Genomic DNA, 18,118 nt, shown 5'->3' on the forward strand with positions numbered 1-18,118 from the left:
GAGGGCGAATGATATAAAATGAACTGCATTTGTATGGCGTGAAATGCAATATAAGCGCATCAAATGCAATTTGGCCGAGTGATGATTTGTCAATAATGGAGAATGGGAGCGGTTATCAGGATTGGATATTCAATTAAGTGGAAGTTTCAAACTCACTCAGTTTATAGCCCCATTAGAATTCGGAATTCCTTCACATTACCACGACTGACCGGCACTTCTTTAGCAGCATGGGCTAACGTTAATAAATAGGTACTATTCACGCTTGGCTTTATTTGTTTGATTTGCTGCAAATTGATGCAATATGAGCGATGACAGCGATAGAATTGCGCTTCTGGCAGGCGACTAATGAGCTCGCTGATCGGGTACTGAGCCACTAACTCTTGTCCTTGAGTCGTATAAACTTGAGTGATTTTTTCATTTGCCCATGCATAAACAATATCTTGCTTATCGATGATACAGATTTTGCTGCCATCTTGCAGCGGCAGGTGATTTTGTCCGTCGGCAGGATGAGACTTGGCATTCGAACTCGTTGGCTGAGCAATCGGCTGTGGATTGACGATAGCTTCTAACTTCTCAAGCGCACGGAGCATACGCTGCTCATTTAAAGGTTTAAGCAAGTAATCCAGCGCTTCAATTTCAAACGCATCGGCGGCATGTTCTTTATACGCGGTGGTAAAAATAATATGCGGCGGTGACGGCATTTGGTGAAGGTTCTTTGCCAGCATCACGCCATCAATCGAGGGAATATTAATATCTAAAAATACCACATCCACTTGTGCGCTCTGCAAATATTTAAACGCTTCAAGTCCATCATTAAAATCGGCTTTAATCTCGATTTTACTGTGCTTATTAATTAAATAGGTTAACTCTTCACGCGCCAGATATTCATCTTCAACAATTATTGCAGTGGTCATTTGTTTAGCCTTTTGTATTCTGTGATCTGGATTATGAGAGTGTAATGTCAAAACTGACTTGGGTGTAAACACGCCCATTCTCTAACGTGATTCGCTCAATATTCAAACCATGTCCATATAATAAATACACCCGCTGGTGGACATTGATTAAGCCGATTTTATGCTTTTCCATTTTATTGGTTTTGAGTTTATCGATAAGGTCCGAGTTAATGCCTGAACCGGTATCGAGTACTGAGACTCGAATAAACTCAGCATGCTGTTTGACCGATATAATGACTTCACCGTTTTCTCGCGACGGTTGGATCCCATGTTGAATCGCGTTCTCGACTAAAGGTTGGATCAATAAGCATGGGATTTTGGTATGAACGGCATCAATATCGAAACTGACGGTCAGTTTGTCGCCAAAGCGCGCTTGCTCAATCGCCACATAGTCTCGCACTTGTTGCAGTTCATGTTGCACATCAATTAAGTCATCATCGCGTTCCAAATTATAGCGTAAAAAATCGGCTAAATTAGCGATAAGACTACGGGCTTTATCGGGTTGGATGCGGATCAAAGTTGAAATAGCATTTAGCGCATTAAATAAAAAATGTGGATTGATCTTATGTTGCAGCGCAGAAAATTCAGCCTTTTGCACCATGACATTGGCTTGTTGCACTCTCGATGCCACCAATTGGGTAGAAATCAATTGTGATAAACCTTTCGACATTTCTTGCAGAGCTTGGCCGATTTTATTTTCTTGAGTATAAAAAATTTTAAGTGTTCCCGTCACGTCAGTCCCTTCAAATAACGGCATGATCAATACCGATTGAAAGCGCCCCGTTTGTAGTTTGTTGTGTACCGTTTGCTGGCGTTTGGCGATGGAACGTTGGGTTAATTCACTAATACGTTTATCGGTGACGAGATAACTTTCGTTGTTAAGGTAATCCTCGACGCCGATGCCAGTATAGGCCAAGACATCTTGAGTATTAGTCATTGATACTGCATCGGCAGCGGTTTCTTTACAGATTATCTCACACAGTTTTTGTAAGCTTTGGGGATCATTTTTATGGACATAAGGCAAAGTTTGGTTGGCAATATCAAGTGCGATTTTTGCTTGCTGTGCTGCCGCTTGTTCTTTTTCATCATCGATATCTTGCACTCGTTTGATGATCAAGCCTATACAGGTTGATCCTAAAATCATCGGAAGAGCGATATTGGAAACAATACTCAGCGCCAGCTCTTTTTCTTTGGCTAACATCACGATTAAGAACATGGTTAAACATTCACAAAAAATACCAGCGCCAATGCCATAACACATATAATCTTTTTTCTCGGTATGTTTGTGGATCACGGTACTTAACACACCCGCTAGAATACTGGTGATCAAACAGGGGATAGAGGTAGGGCCATCAATATCAATTAAATAACGATGAATACCAGACAATATACCGGCCGGTAGTCCAACCCAAGGGCCAAATAGAATACCACCAGAAACGATGGCAATAATTCGAACGTTGATGAGGGAGCCTTCAACTTCCACTCCGGTATAAGTACTGAAGATCGCAAAGAAGATAAACAGCAGGGAGATCAATGCTACTTCAAAGGTTTTACGCTCAGAAGCTTGTTTGTTCATAATGTTTTTGAATAACTTCGCTTGGGTCAATAAAAACAAAGCGGTGAGCATTAAGGCGGCGCGCTCAAGCACCTCAAATAACATTAAAAATTGGCTGTGGTACACGAAAATTTCCAGAAGCAGTAAAGGCGATAAATAAGCATAACACCGATTGGCGTAAGTTTAGTGTATATCGCCTTTATTTAAACCAGCTTAATTTTTTATGCAAACGGGTAACGCTACCGACAATGATCAGTGATGGGCTGATCGCTTGATTAGCAATATCTTCTAGATCACAAAGTTGAGCGGTTAATACTCGCTGTTGTGAGGTGGTGCCACGCTCGATAATCGCGCAAGGAGTATCACTGGCTAAACCGTGAGCGATAAGGTTTGTTTTGATCACCGGTGCTTGTTTGAGTCCCATGTAAAACACTAAGGTGTGATTATTATGCGCTAGGCTTTGCCATTCAATGTCGCGGCCTTCTTTTTTCAAATGTCCGGCAATAAATTGCACACTTTGGGCGTGATCACGATGGGTTAAAGGAATGCCCGCATAAGCGCTGCAACCGGATGCGGCAGTGATCCCCGGCACCACTTCAAAACCAATATTATGCTCGACTAAGGTTTCAAGCTCTTCACCACCACGGCCAAAAATAAAGGTATCCCCGCCTTTTAAGCGCACCACATGTTTACCTTCTAATGCCTTATCAACCAATATCTGGTTAATTTGATCTTGCGGTACACAATGTTGACTCAGCTTTTTGCCGACAAACAATAACTCAGCATCAGGGTTAACCAGCGCCATGATTTCATCGGAGACTAAACGATCGTACACCACGACATCGGCAGCTTGAATTAAGCGATAGGCTTTGAGGGTGAGTAGTTCGGGATCACCTGGGCCTGCGCCTACTAAGGAAACGAAAGGAGAATGAGATGCTGTCATGTGAGATACCTTTAAAATAAGGTGGACATAGGGAATATGGCGAGTATTTTGGACCCGAGACCCGAGACCCGAGACCCGAGACCCGAGACCCGAGACCCGAGACCCGAGACCCGAGACCCGAGACCCGAGACCCGAGACCCGAGACCCGAGACCCGAGACCCGAGTTTTCGACTAATATTATGCTTTTGCTTTTACCGCCGCGACTTCTACATCTTTCTCAAACACTGGACGTTCATTTTTTGGGGTGGCAAACCAGTAACCAAAGCCCATAAATACTGCACCAGACACGATGTTACCAAGCGATACCCAAAGTAGGTTATGACCAATACCCGCAAGTGTAAAGGCATCAGAGTGATTGCCAAAGTAAGACAATGCAAAGATAGTCATGTTAGCGATGGAGTGTTCAAAACCTGCGCCGATGAAGGCCAATAGACACCACCAAATCGCGATGAATTTGCCTGTGCCTTCAACACGTTGACACATCCAGATGGCTAAACAAACCAGCCAGTTACACAAAATGCCTTTAAAGAATAAGACACTTGCAGGGGCCATCGTTTTGCCTAGTGCCGCGGCGTGTAAAAAGCTTTTTGGATCAGGTAGAAGGCTACCACCTCCGGCTAGGAAGAAGAGGTAAGCGACAAAGACTGAACCAATTAAATTGCCCATCCAAGTTTGTGGCAGTACGCGTAAATTGTCTTTCCAACTAATTTGACCTGTGATCGCGCCAAAGGCTAAAAACATCGTATGACCGGTAAATAATTCCGAGCCGGCAATGATCACTAAGGTTAAGGCTATACCAAAGGTTGCGCCCATGACTAAAGGACGAATAGAAGGGTCAACAAGGCCGCCAAAAGTGAAGATTAAAATGATGCCGATACCGACATAAGCGCCCGCCATAGCAGAGCTAATCCAAAAGCCAAGTGGGTTGCTATCGGCAAGTTTTACGATTCGCTCAGCATTGTTCGAGCATTTTTTTATGGTATCTGTGTACATGGTTATTTCCTAGTGCAAGTTTAAATATTAATAGCGACTCGATTCTGGCTCTAAAAAAGAAAGAAAATCGAGTCGCTATGGATATTGAAACTAGAAAGCAGTCATTCCGTACCAGCTTTGTTTAAGCTTAAGTACGGAATAATGTATTGAGGATCAAGTGTATATTTAGCCTACGCTTTTACTTCTATCTGGCTGCCATTTACACGGATTTCATACGTTGCGACATTCATCGCGTCGTTTTCCATGCAAATCCCAGTTTCTAGGTTGAAGCGTTGTTTTTTCAGTGGGCTCGCCACCCAAAGCTCACCATCATGCTCACAAATCAAACCGCGTGATAACACATTTGATTGCGCAAACGGGTCCATATTATTAATCGCAAATAATTGCTCATCAAAACGTGGACGGAAGATAGCTACTTGCTGACCATTAACCAAAGCACACACACCGGTTTTTGGGGTAATGTCACTCAGCTGACATACGCTGATCCAGCTTGATTTTTTTGCTTTTTGTTGAGCTGTCATTACGCTTCCTCCGTGGTGTTTTTAAGATCAGTATGCAAAATGTCGCCTTTAAGATGCGGGTACTTTTCGGTGAATGTTGCAGGGCGATGTTGCTCACGCTCAGCCACATAAGACACGTTATCATCACGCTCATCACTGTTGATGAAGTGATCAAAACGTTTTAATTGCGCGTCATCGTTAAGCGTTTCTTGCCATTCACAACGGTAATCATCGACGAGGACTTGGATGTCTTTTTCTAATTGCGCGTTAATGCCAAGCGTGTCGTCAATCACTACTTTGCGTAGGTAATCCACACCGCCTTCTAGGTTTTCTAACCAAGTGGCGGTACGTTGCAATTTATCCGCGGTACGAATGTAGAACATCAAGTAACGGTCGATGTATTTGATCAGAGTTTCTTGATCCAGATCCGACGCTAATAAGTCACCATGACGAGGGATAGTACCGCCATTACCGCCGACATACATGTTCCAACCACTGTCGGTGGCAATCACGCCTAAATCTTTACCTTGAGCTTCTGAACACTCACGAGTACAGCCCGACACACCAAACTTCATCTTATGCGGTGAGCGAATGCCTTTGTAGCGATGCTCTAGTAGTGCGCCTAAACTGCTGCTGTCTTGCACGCCGTAACGACACCAAGTTTGACCTAAACAGGTTTTCACCATACGCAGAGATTTACCATAAGCTTGACCAGTTTCGTAACCTGCCGCGATAAGCTTGCTCCACACTTGTGGAAGGTCATTTTTCTGTACGCCAAATAAACCGATACGTTGCGCGCCAGTGACCTTGGTGTATAAGTTGTATTCTTGCGCCACTTGCGCCAATACGATTAACGCTTGTGGTGTCACTTCGCCGCCCGCCATTCGAGGAATAACCGAGTAAGTGCCGTCTTTTTGAATGTTACCTAAGAAGCTATCGTTGGTTTCTTGCAGGCCAACGTGCTGAGGTTTTAAAATATGATCACCCCAACAAGACGCCAAGATAGAGCCCACGGTTGGTTTACACACTTCACAGCCATAACCGTGTCCGTGTTTTTCCAGTAATTGATCAAATGAACGAATGCCTTCGATGCGGCATAAATGGAATAGCTCTTGGCGCGAGTATTCAAAGTGCTCACAGATATCGTTTTTGACTTCGATACCGGCTTTGGCTAATTCAGCGTTCAATACTTGAGTGACCATAGGCACACAGCCGCCACAACCGGTACCGGCTTTGGTGACCATTTTGATATCACCAATCGTGGTATGACCCTCGGCAACTGCGGCAGCAATTTGACCTTTAGTGACATCAAAACATGAACAAATCACCGCTGTGTCGGGTAGGGCATCAGCGCCCATAGTCGGTTTTTCGCCGCCAGCGTGGGCTGGTAGGATCAAGGCATCGGGGTGCTCGGGCAGATCCATATCATTTAAGTGCAATTGCAATAAGTTGCCGTAATCAGACGTATCACCAACTAACACTGCGCCTAATAGCTTCATACCATTTTCAGACACGATTAAACGCTTGTACACGCCTTCGTCATCATTTTGATAAACAAAGCTTTTACAGTTAGGTGTGCGGCCATTTGCATCGCCAATGCTGCCCACTTTTACACCGAGTAATTTCAGCTTGGCACTCATATCGGCGCCGGTAAATTCGCTGTCGGTTTTACCAAGAAGTTGATCAACCACCACTTGCGCCATTTTATAACCAGGGGCGACTAAACCAAAGAAGGCACCGTTCCAAGATGCACATTCACCAATTGCGTAAATGTCAGGATCTGAGGTTTGGCAGTTGTCGTTAATCGCAATACCGCCGCGAGGACCAATCTCTAATTCAGCCTGACGAGAGAGGCGATCTTGTGGGCGGATACCCGCAGAAAATACGATGAAATCCACTTCAAGCTCAGTGCCATCGGCAAACTTCATGGTGTTACGTGCGCTTTCGCCTTGTGGCAGTATTTCTAAGGTGTTTTTGCTGGTATGAACTTGCACGCCCATACGCTCAATTTTACTGCGCAGTTGTAAGCCACCTTGCAGATCAAGTTGCTCGGCCATTAACACTGGCGCAAATTCGATCACATGGGTTTCAACTCCGAGCGCTTTTAAAGCCCCTGCGGCTTCAAGGCCCAGTAAGCCACCACCGATAACCACACCGCTCTTACTTTTTTTGGCTGTCGCTTCAATGGCTTTTAAATCTTCGATAGTACGGTAAACAAAACAGTCTTTGCTTTCGTTGCCTTTGATCGGCGGTACAAATGGGTAAGAGCCGGTTGCCATAACAAGTTTGTCGTATTGGATTTCACGACCAGAGCTTGAATAGACGGTTTTATTTTCACGGCTGATGTTAATCGCACGTTCACCAATCAGCACTTTGATATTGTGCTTTTGGTAGAAGCCTTCTTTAACAAGAGACAGTTCATCGGCTGTGTGATGGGAGAAATAAGACGATAAGTGAACGCGGTCATAGGCAACGCGTGGCTCTTCACAAAATGCGGTGATCTCAAATTTGTTTAGATCGCCTTTTTCAACCAGGTCTTCGATAAAGCGGTGACCCACCATACCATTACCAATGATGACTACTTTGGTTTTGTTTGCACTTACTTCGGTCATAAATCTGCCCAATTAGAAATGAAATTGTACTTATAATGAGGATTTTGTGATCTAGAGTCATGACTTAAATCAAATTGGCAAAAAAACTATCCGAAAGGGGTAGTGGGACTAGGAGGAAGGTAATGCTGTGTGGCAGGGCTAAAAACACAAAGCCCCTTTCACTTTGCAATGAAAAGGGCTTTATTTTTTATAGGTATATTTGTTTTATTTCGCTTAATCGAGTTGCTTATCTTTGGTTACTGATAAGATTGCGATACAAATAACAGCCACCGCAACAAACCCACCTAAGATAATGGTTGGCATCGCCGCGTAGCCTAAGACATGCCAGATAACGTATTCTAAAGTACTCATTCGTTTTCCTTTTCCTTTTCTTTACTCAGGGCTTAGGGGCTTATTGCCAACCTGCCACATCTTTCATGTCAGGCAGTTTATGTGCAATACCTTTGTGACAATCTACACAAGTTTTATCGCCATCAGCCAGTGCCGTTGAGTGTTGCTTCACGGCGCGTGGGCCTTGCTCTGAAAAGTCCATATAGTTGAACTGGTGACAGTTGCGACACTCTTGAGAATCATTGTCTTTCATACGTTGCCATTCACGATGTGCTAGATGGCTACGACGTGCTTTGAATTTTTCTTCAGTATTAATGGTGCCCATCATCGCGCCATATAATTCTTTAGAAGCTTGCACTTTACGCACAATTTTGTCAGTCCAATTATGAGGGACATGACAGTCAGAACAAATAGCACGCACACCCGAACGGTTAGAGTAGTGAATGGTTTCACGGATCTCTTTTACGATAGGAGCATGACAGCCAGAACAAAATTCTTCGGTGCTAGTGGCTTCTAAACCGGTATTAAATGCACCCCAGAATAATAGACCACCCATAAAGCCCATAAACAGAATCACCCCTGCCGCGGCCTTACTTGGTGTGGATAAACGCTTCCAGAAATTTTTAAGGATTTTCATAATACTCTCTCTTATCGCTTAACTGGAGTAACAGCATCGTTGCTCCAGTTAAGCTCAGCGTTTTATTTTAACGAATCAACACGTTGGAATTCGTTCTCAACCAAAGGTTTCGCATCGGCTTGTGGTACGTGACACTGCAAGCAGAAGTAACGACGAGGTGACACATCAGACAATACAGCGTCTTGACGGTTCACGTAGTGAGTGACACTGATTTTAGTCGCGCCCATTTCTTTGGCGTTTTTCCAACTGTGACAAGCTAAACATTTGTTGGCGTTTAAAGAAACTTCGTAGTTGCGAATGGTATGTGGGATCAATGGTGGTTGATACACGTAATCGCTGTCTACTTGGTGATCTTTAGGGAAACGCTTGAACTCATCAGCTGGACGAGTTGACTCAATTTCACTTGCGCCACGCAATGACTCTAAACCGCCAATACCACCAGGGTTAGTGGCGACCGGCGTGATTTGATCGCTTGCGTCTTCTGCTTGTACGGCACCGATGATCAGCATTGATGCTGCTACGAATGCCAGAATGATCTTTTTCATAATCTTCTCCGATTTCTTTGATTTATAATGCTAGGTACTTAAACGCTGGCCACTTTGGTGATCTTCACAGGACACTTTTTGTAATCTGTCTGTTTAGATAGCGGATCAGTGGCATCCAAAATCAATTTATTGACTAGGACGCGAGCATCAAAGAAAGGTACGAATACTAAGCCCTTCGGCGGACGATTTCGACCACGAGTTTCAATACGAGTGCGAATTTCACCACGAGGAGATTGAATTAATACTTCATCGCCACGGCGTAAATTACGGCTCTCTGCGTCATCTGGATGAATATAACAATGCGCATCTGGCATCGCTTTATACAACTCAGGTACACGACGCGTCATAGTACCAGTATGCCAATGCTCAAGCACACGACCACTACATAACCATAGGTCGTATTCTTTATTTGGCACTTCTGGTGGCGCTTCATAAGGCGCAGAGATGATCAGTGCTTTACCATCTGGTTTACCATAGAAGTCACGCTCAGCACGTTTTGCATACGGGTCATATTCTGGGTTAAAGCGCCATAAGGTTTCTTTGCCATCCACAACTGGCCAACGCAGACCACGAACGGTATGGTACACATCGTATGGGGCTAAATCATGACCGTGTCCACGACCAAACTCTGCGTATTCTTCAAATAGACCTTTTTGAACGTAGTAACCTGCGGCTTTTGCATCATCGTTTAGCTCTTGAGCTTCCGATAATGGGAACTTATCAACATTGCCGTTACGGAATAAAATATCGTACATGGTTTTGCCGCGAAGCTCTGGCGCTTTTGCCATTAGCTCTTCGTCCCACACTTCTTCAATTTTGAAGCGTTTAGCAAATTCCATGATCTGCCAAAGGTCAGATTTTGCGCCTTCAACTGGAGAGACTTGCTGATACCAAGCTTGAGTACGACGCTCTGCGTTACCGTATGCGCCTTCTTTTTCTACCCACATTGCGGTTGGTAGCACTAAGTCAGCCGCTTGAGCGGTAACCGTTGGGTATGGGTCAGAGCAAACGATGAAGTTACGTGGATCACGGTAGCCCGGTAAACGCTCAGTATTGATGTTTGGACCGGCTTGCATGTTGTTATTACACATGATCCAGTAGGCGTTTAGCTTGCCATCTTTTAACATGCGATCTTGTTGTACAGCATGGTAACCAGGTTTTGGCGGAATGGTGCCTTCCGGTAGTTTCCAGATTTTCTCTGCAATCTTACGGTGCTTAGGATTCGCAACCACCATGTCGGCAGGCAGACGGTGTGAGAAGGTACCCACTTCACGTGCAGTACCACAAGCCGATGGTTGACCGGTTAATGAGAACGGGCTGTTGCCTGGTTCTGAAATTTTACCGGTTAATAAGTGCAAGTTGTAAACGAGGCTTTGCATCCAAACGCCACGAGTATGTTGGTTCATACCCATAGTCCACAGTGACATCACTTTGGTTTTTGGATCGGCGTATTGTTTTGCCATTGCGACTAAATCTTCAGGTAGGACACCCGACATTTCAGCGGTTTTTTCTAGAGTATAAGGTGCAACCGAGGCTTTATATTCTTCAAATGAGATATCCGACATTGCACCTGAGTTTGGATTTTTAGCTTTTTCTTGCAGCGGATCATCATCACGCAGACCATAACCGATATCTGTCACGGCTTGTTTGAAGTGAGTGTGCTTTTTAACGAAATCCCAGTTTACGGCATCGTTTTGAATGATGTAATTTGCAATGAAGTTCGCAATCGCTAAATCAGATTGTGGATGGAAAACCATGCCACTGTCGGCCAGCTCAAAGCTGCGATGGTAGTAAGTCGAAAGGACGTTCACTTTAACATGTGGGTGGCTTAAACGGCGGTCAGTGATACGAGTCCAAAGAACAGGGTGCATTTCAGCCATGTTTGAACCCCAAAGCACGAAAGAATCAGCGTGTTCGAAGTCATCATAACAACCCATAGGTTCATCAATACCAAAGGTACGCATAAAGCCAACAACAGCAGAAGCCATGCAGTGACGAGCGTTCGGATCAATGTTGTTTGAACGGAAGCCAGCTTTCATCAATTTAGAGGCTGCGTAACCTTCCATTACAGTCCATTGACCAGAGCCAAACATACCGACGCTGGTAGGGCCTTTTTCTTTAATAGCCGCTTTAAATTTATCGGCCATCACATCAAACGCTTTGTCCCAAGAGACAGGGGCGAAATCACCATTTTTATCAAATTTACCGTCGGTCATACGCAGCAATGGCGTATTTAAACGATCTTTACCGTACATGATTTTTGATAAGAAGTAGCCTTTGATACAGTTTAGGCCTTTATTTACTGGTGCTTCAGGGTCGCCTTGTGTTGCCACAACACGGCCATTTTGAGTACCGATTAGTACCGAGCAACCTGTACCACAAAAACGACATGGGGCTTTATCCCATTTAATCGCCGTTTCATCAGAGCTTACAATCAGGTTAGTAGCGGAGGCCGAAAGGCTGATCCCAGCTACTGCCGCGGCTGATGCGGCTGCGTTTGCTTTTACAAACGCACGTCTTGTCATTTTCATACATTACCCTCAGATTTGAATCCAGTCATATCGTAATTCATTATAGTTATGGTATTTTTATTTTGCTGCCAACACTGATTTATTCAGCGTTGACAAATGGTGTCTCTTTTATTTCATCTTCATCAAGATCAGTTTCGATTTGATGAAAAACTAATGCCACACTCAGTACATGGTCGAGATTGTTTATCACATCGATAGTATCGGTGATATACCCTTGGTTTTGAGTCTCAACCACTACTACTAACTTTCCTTCTTCGCTTTCGCCGTAGATTTCTACCCCATCTAAAGAGGTAATTTTCGCTTTGATTTTTGCGAGGTATTTCGGAACAACATGAACCACTAAGCTCGAGATGTGCACTTCATTTAGCGCCATAAATCCATTCTCTTTATTTAAGTTAATTTAATCTGTATTGCGTTGGTAGGACAAACCGAAACACACGCACCACAACCGGTACAATCATCAGTAATAATATTGGGTTGTGCGACAGTCCCTACCGCTAATTTAAACCGAATAGCTTGAGTGTCACACATATCACCGCAACTTCTGCATTCAACATTTTGTTTTGCAATACAACTATCATTAATGATGGCTTTTGCAGTCCATACAGGCTCTTCTTGAGCATAGAACAAAGATTCAGGACACGCCTGCGCGCACTGATAGCAAAAGATACATTCGCCTTTTTGAAAGTTGATGGTTGGAAAACCACCATCCCCAGGTTGGATAATATGTTCAGGACAGCTTGGAATACATTTGGCACATTGAGTGCAGAGATCAGTAAATTGTGCTTGTTTGGCCCAAGGCAGGTGAGGATATTCGGAATTTTGACGGCGAGTAAATAACTGGCGTCTTGATGTATTGATTGATTGGTTTGTCACGCTATCACCTCCGTCCATGTTGGGTGTAAAATTACAAGCAGAAAACACAAAGTACCATTAAAATTGGCATATAATCTAAGCTTATTATGTGTTTGTAAAGTGTAGTTTTTATAGGGCATTCATAAATACCCATTAAGGGGTAAACAAGGGGGGAACTTGTTTAAGATCAATTTATCAAGCGTATTAAGTTCACACTTTTTTGAATCATCCAGTAACATGAGTGCAGTATTGATACTCTAGCGTCAAAATAACTAGAAAAATCGTCTTAAATAACAAGTGATAAGGTTATCTCGTGAGCTTGAATTTGACCCAGTATGGGGAGAAAGAATTAACCAGACCAATAGCAAGAAGTATTGCTAAGGGATTGTTTTATATTTTGTTTTTGGTAGTGCTGACTACAAGCACAGCCTTACTTACTTTATCGTATAGCTTACGTGATGCTGAGATTGTGAACGTGGCGGGATCGCTGCGGATGCAAAGCTACCGTTTGGCGTATGACCTAACAACCGATTCTTCGCAACTCAATCAACATATTGAGTTATTTGATCAATCTTTGCATTCATCAGCCATGAAATCATTACATGGGTTTCTGGTACCAGTTGATATCCAACAACAATATGTTTTTATCGATCAACGTTGGATCCAATTAAAACAATTATTGGTCTCGCCAGACAGAGATCGCTATTTGGGGCAAGTACAAAGTTTAGTCAAAGAAATTGATCATTTTGTGTATGCATTACAAGAATTTTCAGAAGCGAAATTGAAATTACTCGCTTGGGTTGGCGGTATTTGCTTAGGGTTAATTTTATTGATCACCATTAGCATCGTAAGATTCGTGCGTAAAAAAGTGGTGAAGCCATTAGCCCAACTGGTGGAAGCAAGTCAACAAATTAAGCACAAAAATTTTTCAATTGAATTAGAAATGAATAATGAAACCGAACTCGATGTATTGGCCGCCAGTTATAAAAATATGGCTAATGAGCTAGAAAATCTTTATCAAGGCTTAGAATCTGCGGTAGATAAAAAAACCCACCAACTGCAACAGGCCAATGAGTCATTACAAATTTTGTATGATTGCTCTGAAGCACTTTCAAGTTCACGTTTATCGATCAGTGACTTCCAAACGATTTTAGATTCTTTTGATCGTGTGCCCGGCATGGTGGGAAGCCAGTTGTGGATCGATGAAAAGGGTGGAGGTCATACTAAGCTAGAGGCGGGTGGCAATAGTAGTACCATTTGGAATTCCTATCCATTAGAAATTAATGGTATGCATTTAGGACAATTAAGATGGCAGCACCAGACACCAGACGCTGAAAAAGTATTAATGGAAAATATTGGACGAATTTTTGCTAGAGCTTTATTTTTTGAGCATAGTCAGAAGCAAACCGAGCAGCTTATCTTAATGGAAGAGCGTGCCACCATCGCCAGAGAATTGCATGATTCACTCGCACAATCATTGTCGTATTTAAAGATCCAAACCACCTTATTACGCCGTAATTTGGATCAAGACTTTTGTCAGCAACGTTTTGTTTTATCAACTGAAATAGTACAAGAAGTCGATGTGGTATTATCGCAAGCTTACACTCAGTTAAGAGAGCTATTGAGCACTTTTAGATTAAATATTAAAGAAGCGGATTTCGGCGAAGCGCTGAATGAAATGTTAGTTCCGTTAGAAGCGCAAAGTGATGCGCTGCTGGTGATTGATAACCAACTGCTTTCGATTGAACTAGATGCGCAGCAACAAGTTCATTTATTGCAATTTATTCGTGAGGCGGTGCTAAATGCGATCAAACATGCACAGTGTGATGAAATTATTGTATATTGTGGTGTTGAAAACGGTCAAATTACCGTCAGTATCAATGACGATGGAGTTGGGTTTGATCCCACTCAACCAAAGCCAAACCATTACGGCTTATCCATAATGCAAGAAAGGGCTTCAAGGTTATCGGCACAATGTGAGTTTAATAGTCAGATCGGCTCAGGTTGTGAGGTTAAGTTAAGCATGAATTTAGAATCGAAGGGAAATGAGAATGTCAGTGTGTAAAATAATGTTGGTTGATGATCATCCACTTATGCGCCGCGGAATTGGACAGTTACTGGGTCTAGAAGACTGTTTTGAAGTGATAGCAGAAGCCAGTAATGGAGTGGAAGCGATAGCACTGGCTCATCAACATCAGCCTGATATGATTTTATTGGATTTGAACATGAAAGGCATGTCAGGATTAGATACACTTAAAGCGATGCGTAAAGAGGGTATTGATAGCCAAATCATCATTTTAACCGTATCCGATAACCCTGCCGATATTGATACCTTGATTAAAGCACAAGCTGACGGATACCTGCTTAAAGATACCGAACCAGATGAACTTATCCGTTTATTACAACAAGCACAAGAAGGAAATAAAGTTTACAGTGATTTGGTGCAATCACACTTGATCAACCGTGATAATCAAGAGAATTTACTCGATCAGTTAACCGATCGTGAAACTCAAATTCTACAGGAAGTTGCCAAAGGTTTTCGCAATAAGCAAATTGCTGAACATCTATTTATTTCGGAATCGACCGTAAAAGTACATATGAAAAGTCTGCTTAAAAAATTACAAGTATCCTCACGTACAGCGGCAACGGTATTATACCTTGAAGCATATAAGTGAATGATATGTTATACATTTTCAGTATTGATATTTGTATGATAAATACTAGTGTGTAAGTAATACTATGAATAGAATGATTTTATTGGCAAAATTGACGTTAACTTAACGAGAAAATCTTTGTGGCAAGTAAAGTCATTATGACTTTTTACAAAGCTAATAGATCGCATCAAGATGAGCTTGATACGATCTATTAGCTTTTTCGTGATGGATAATTATGTTATACAAAGAAAAAACGTTAAAATGTAAGAGTATCGTGATTGCGTTTATCTTCACCTTATTGGTAGTGATTATGCTCACAATGAGTGCATTTACTAACTTAAAGTCACGTATTAATGATGTGATTTTGCCAAGTGTTGTTATGGATCTAGGCTTTGTTGCGTAATTCAAATTTAGAGGTGACAACACTAGAATGGTATTATTTCAATCAATTCGGTAAGTTTTAGGCATACCTAGCCCTGTTAGTTTATTTAAAGCTTTGATCATTGCGTAAGCTTCCCCAACTTGGGCATTATAATTTCTTAAGCTGAGTGTTCCGCCCAATAGCTTTTTCACTTGATGCATTGCCGTTTCTGAAATTGACCTTTTATGATACCCAAACCGTGTTTTCCACTGCTTATTAGAACCATAAAACTGTTGAAACCCGACGGATAAATTTCGTGGATGTCCCTTTTCCCAAAAGACTGCACCAAGTCTTGGGGGCACAAGTGGGGTGGCTTTTTTGATACGAATGGCTTCATAGCATTGTCGAGTATCGTAAGCACCATCGCCTGATACTTTTAAGATCTTTCGACGTGTTTGCTTTAGTAAATTAGGTAGAACGTCTCCGTCACTGACATTCGAGAAAGTGAGTTCTGCCGCAATAATTTCATGAGTAACGACATCAACACCTATATGTAACTTACGCCAGATCCGGCGCTTCCCATCAGTTCCATGTTTCCTGACTTTCCATTCACCCTCGCCGTAAACCTTGAGGCCAGTAGAATCAATGGCTAAGTGTTGTATCGTGCCACGAGCTTTCGTTTTGAATGAGACTTCAACCTCTTTAGCCCTACGACTAATACAAGAATAATGAGGGCAAGTGAGCGGGACATTAGCAAGTTGAAATACAGAATCAATAAATCCCTGCAATGCCCTTAAGGGCATTGAAAATATACGTTTTACCATAAGCGCTGTTGTTATTGCTAAATCACTGAAAATACGAGGTCTACCACGCAGCCCTTGTTTAGCTTCTTTCCATTCTTGGATAGCTTCTTCATCAATCCAGAAAGTCAGTGAACCACGTTTAATCAGTGATTGATTATATAACTTCCAGTTTTTGGTCTTATAACGAGGTTTTGGCATGAATATCGATGGTTTAGTGGGGAGTAAACGATCTGATCGTCAGTTTCACATTTGGTTCCATCGAATTACGCAACAAAGCCAAAAAAACCACAACTTCAAATGTATAAAGAAATACGATTAAGTTGCCTGCCAGTAGAGCGGTTACATATATATCAGTTTGGCGATAAAAATGACCGTTAAAACATACATGCAGATAGAGACATCTTTACTTTTTCCGGTCGCGACTTTTAACACTGTGTAAGTGATAAAACCAAGTGCAATACCATTGGCGATGGAAAAAGTCAGCGGCATCATCAGTGCAGTCATGGCGGCTGGTGCAGCGTCGGTAAAATCATCCCATTTGATATGCTGCATGCTGTTCATCATCACAAATGCGACGTAAATAAGTGCGCCAGCGGTAGCATAGCCTGGGATCATGCCAGCCAAAGGTGAAACAAAAATAGCCGCAAGAAATAACAAACCTACCACCACCGAAGACAAACCAGTACGCGCACCTGCGGCAACGCCTGCTGCACTTTCCACATAACTGGTGACGGGTGGACAACCGACACAGGCTCCGGCCACGCTGGCGACACTATCGGCTTTTAATGCTTTACGTAGGTTTTTGATCTTTCCGGTTTTTTCATCGGTCAAATTAGCCCGCTCAGCGACGCCGACTAAGGTGCCGGCGGTATCAAACATATTGACGAATAAGAAGGCTAAGATCACGCTGATCATCGAAATTTCAAATGCACCTGTAATATCCATAGCCATAAAGGTTGGCGCGATACTTGGCGGTGCGGCAAATACACCATGATACTCAACAATTCCTAGACTCCAACCAACCACAGTGACAGTGAAGATGCCAATTAATACTGCGCCGAAGATTTTACGTTCACTAAGGACGCAGATGATCAAGAAACAACACGCGGCTAAAATGGCGCTGGGTTTGGTGAAATCACCTAAAGACAATAATGTCGCAGGGTTATCAACCACAATCCCCGCAGTTTTCAAGCCAATTAAACCGAGAAATAAACCAACACCTGCGGTCATAGCGTAACGCAAACTGTGCGGAATACTGTCGAGTATCCACTCGCGTAAGCTGCTGTAACTCATGGCAACGAAAATGATACTAGAGATAAATACTGCGCCTAACGCCACTTCCCATGTATAGCCCATTTCACCGACCACCGTGAAGGCGAAGAAGGCATTTAACCCCATACCAGGAGCCAAACCGACTGGCCAGTTGGCATAAAAGGCCATCAATAAAGTACCAATGGCAGCGCCGACACAGGTCGCAACAAATAACGCGCCAGAATCCATGCCCGAGGTTGCCATAATGGAAGGGTTAACAAAAATGATGTACGCCATGGTGGCAAACGTGGTTAACCCGCCAATGATTTCAGATTTAACTGTGGTGCCGTGTTCCTTTAATTTAAATAAACGTTCAAGTAAGCCTGAAGATTTATCAGGGCTCGATGGTATGGTTTTGCTGTTTGAATTTTCCACTATTTTATTCCTTGTGTTTGCATCTACTTGTTAAGTTAAAAAGTTAACTGAGATAGAAGGCCTTAAATACCTTGAAATTAAAATTTAGGCATCAGTTTGCCTTGGAGGACATCTTGCTCTCCATACAGGTTGATGGTTTGGGTGTTAATTTGGTGTGGTT

The 18,118-nt window shown here is 42.9% G+C and carries 17 protein-coding genes; 3 read left to right on the plus strand and 14 right to left on the minus strand.

Translation table 11 applies throughout. The annotated features are described in order from the left end of the window. Nucleotides 1-161: 161 nt before the first annotated feature. The 12 genes from GFB47_RS12550 to napF form a co-directional block, all read right to left on the minus strand. Complete coding sequence (locus GFB47_RS12550) at nt 162-914, minus strand: LytR/AlgR family response regulator transcription factor (protein WP_153448394.1); 753 nt, start codon at nt 912-914, stop codon at nt 162-164. Nucleotides 915-945: 31 nt separating this feature from the next. Then, the gene (locus GFB47_RS12555) at nt 946-2,634 is read right to left on the minus strand and encodes a LytS/YhcK type 5TM receptor domain-containing protein (protein ID WP_153448395.1); all 1,689 of its coding nucleotides are present in this window, start codon (nt 2,632-2,634) and stop codon (nt 946-948) included. A 73-nt stretch (nt 2,635-2,707) separates the two neighbouring features. Beyond that, entirely contained in the window at nt 2,708-3,451 is a 744-nt protein-coding gene (gene cobA, locus GFB47_RS12560; protein WP_153448396.1) for a uroporphyrinogen-III C-methyltransferase, read from the minus strand. Between the two features lie 177 nt (nt 3,452-3,628). After that, nucleotides 3,629-4,444 (minus strand): nitrite transporter NirC, encoded by an 816-nt coding sequence (gene nirC / locus GFB47_RS12565; RefSeq protein ID WP_153448397.1) that lies wholly within the window; start codon nt 4,442-4,444, stop codon nt 3,629-3,631. A gap of 170 nt (nt 4,445-4,614) precedes the next feature. Next, a complete protein-coding gene (nirD, locus tag GFB47_RS12570) occupies nt 4,615-4,965 on the minus strand; it encodes a nitrite reductase small subunit NirD (RefSeq protein ID WP_153448398.1) in 351 nt (116 codons plus the stop codon). Then, entirely contained in the window at nt 4,965-7,556 is a 2,592-nt protein-coding gene (gene nirB / locus GFB47_RS12575) for a nitrite reductase large subunit NirB (protein ID WP_153448399.1), read from the minus strand. The genes nirD and nirB overlap by 1 nt, the downstream gene beginning before the upstream one ends. A 213-nt stretch (nt 7,557-7,769) precedes the next feature. Next, nucleotides 7,770-7,907, minus strand: a complete 138-nt coding sequence (locus GFB47_RS12580; protein ID WP_153448400.1) for a TIGR02808 family protein — start codon at nt 7,905-7,907, stop codon at nt 7,770-7,772. Between the two features lie 40 nt (nt 7,908-7,947). After that, complete coding sequence (locus GFB47_RS12585; protein WP_153448401.1) at nt 7,948-8,523, minus strand: NapC/NirT family cytochrome c; 576 nt, start codon at nt 8,521-8,523, stop codon at nt 7,948-7,950. A gap of 62 nt (nt 8,524-8,585) precedes the next feature. Next, on the minus strand, nt 8,586-9,068 hold the full coding sequence (locus GFB47_RS12590; RefSeq protein WP_153448402.1) for a nitrate reductase cytochrome c-type subunit: 483 nt from the start codon (nt 9,066-9,068) through the stop codon (nt 8,586-8,588). Nucleotides 9,069-9,106: 38 nt separating this feature from the next. Beyond that, nucleotides 9,107-11,599 (minus strand): periplasmic nitrate reductase subunit alpha, encoded by a 2,493-nt coding sequence (gene napA, locus GFB47_RS12595; RefSeq protein ID WP_153448403.1) that lies wholly within the window; start codon nt 11,597-11,599, stop codon nt 9,107-9,109. A 79-nt stretch (nt 11,600-11,678) separates the two neighbouring features. Continuing rightward, nucleotides 11,679-11,972: a chaperone NapD gene (locus tag GFB47_RS12600; RefSeq protein WP_153448404.1), complete on the minus strand. Its 294-nt coding sequence runs from the start codon at nt 11,970-11,972 to the stop codon at nt 11,679-11,681. A gap of 17 nt (nt 11,973-11,989) precedes the next feature. Continuing rightward, nucleotides 11,990-12,475 carry a ferredoxin-type protein NapF gene (gene napF, locus GFB47_RS12605; RefSeq protein ID WP_225874348.1) on the minus strand — a complete coding sequence of 162 codons (486 nt, stop codon included), beginning with the start codon at nt 12,473-12,475 and terminating at the stop codon, nt 11,990-11,992. A gap of 292 nt (nt 12,476-12,767) precedes the next feature. Here napF and narQ point away from each other — a divergent pair, with 292 nt between their 5' ends. The 3 genes from narQ (at nt 12,768) to GFB47_RS12620 (ending at nt 15,511) form a co-directional block, all read left to right on the plus strand. Beyond that, entirely contained in the window at nt 12,768-14,519 is a 1,752-nt protein-coding gene (narQ, locus tag GFB47_RS12610) for a nitrate/nitrite two-component system sensor histidine kinase NarQ (RefSeq protein WP_225874349.1), read from the plus strand. Beyond that, entirely contained in the window at nt 14,506-15,129 is a 624-nt protein-coding gene (locus GFB47_RS12615) for a response regulator (protein ID WP_153448405.1), read from the plus strand. The genes narQ and GFB47_RS12615 overlap by 14 nt, the downstream gene beginning before the upstream one ends. 214 nt (nt 15,130-15,343) lie before the next feature. Then, nucleotides 15,344-15,511, plus strand: coding sequence for a hypothetical protein (locus GFB47_RS12620; RefSeq protein ID WP_153448406.1), 168 nt, complete (start codon nt 15,344-15,346; stop codon nt 15,509-15,511). A gap of 38 nt (nt 15,512-15,549) precedes the next feature. Here GFB47_RS12620 and GFB47_RS12625 read toward each other — a convergent pair whose 3' ends face one another. Together GFB47_RS12625 and GFB47_RS12630 are read right to left on the minus strand one after the other, a co-directional pair. Continuing rightward, entirely contained in the window at nt 15,550-16,470 is a 921-nt protein-coding gene (locus tag GFB47_RS12625) for an IS5 family transposase (RefSeq protein WP_153448407.1), read from the minus strand. A 141-nt stretch (nt 16,471-16,611) separates the two neighbouring features. Next, nucleotides 16,612-17,958 carry an NCS2 family permease gene (locus tag GFB47_RS12630; RefSeq protein WP_178306506.1) on the minus strand — a complete coding sequence of 449 codons (1,347 nt, stop codon included), beginning with the start codon at nt 17,956-17,958 and terminating at the stop codon, nt 16,612-16,614. Nucleotides 17,959-18,118: the final 160 nt, after the last annotated feature.

This window comes from Vibrio algicola (assembly GCF_009601765.2).
Taxonomy (GTDB): domain Bacteria; phylum Pseudomonadota; class Gammaproteobacteria; order Enterobacterales; family Vibrionaceae; genus Vibrio; species Vibrio algicola.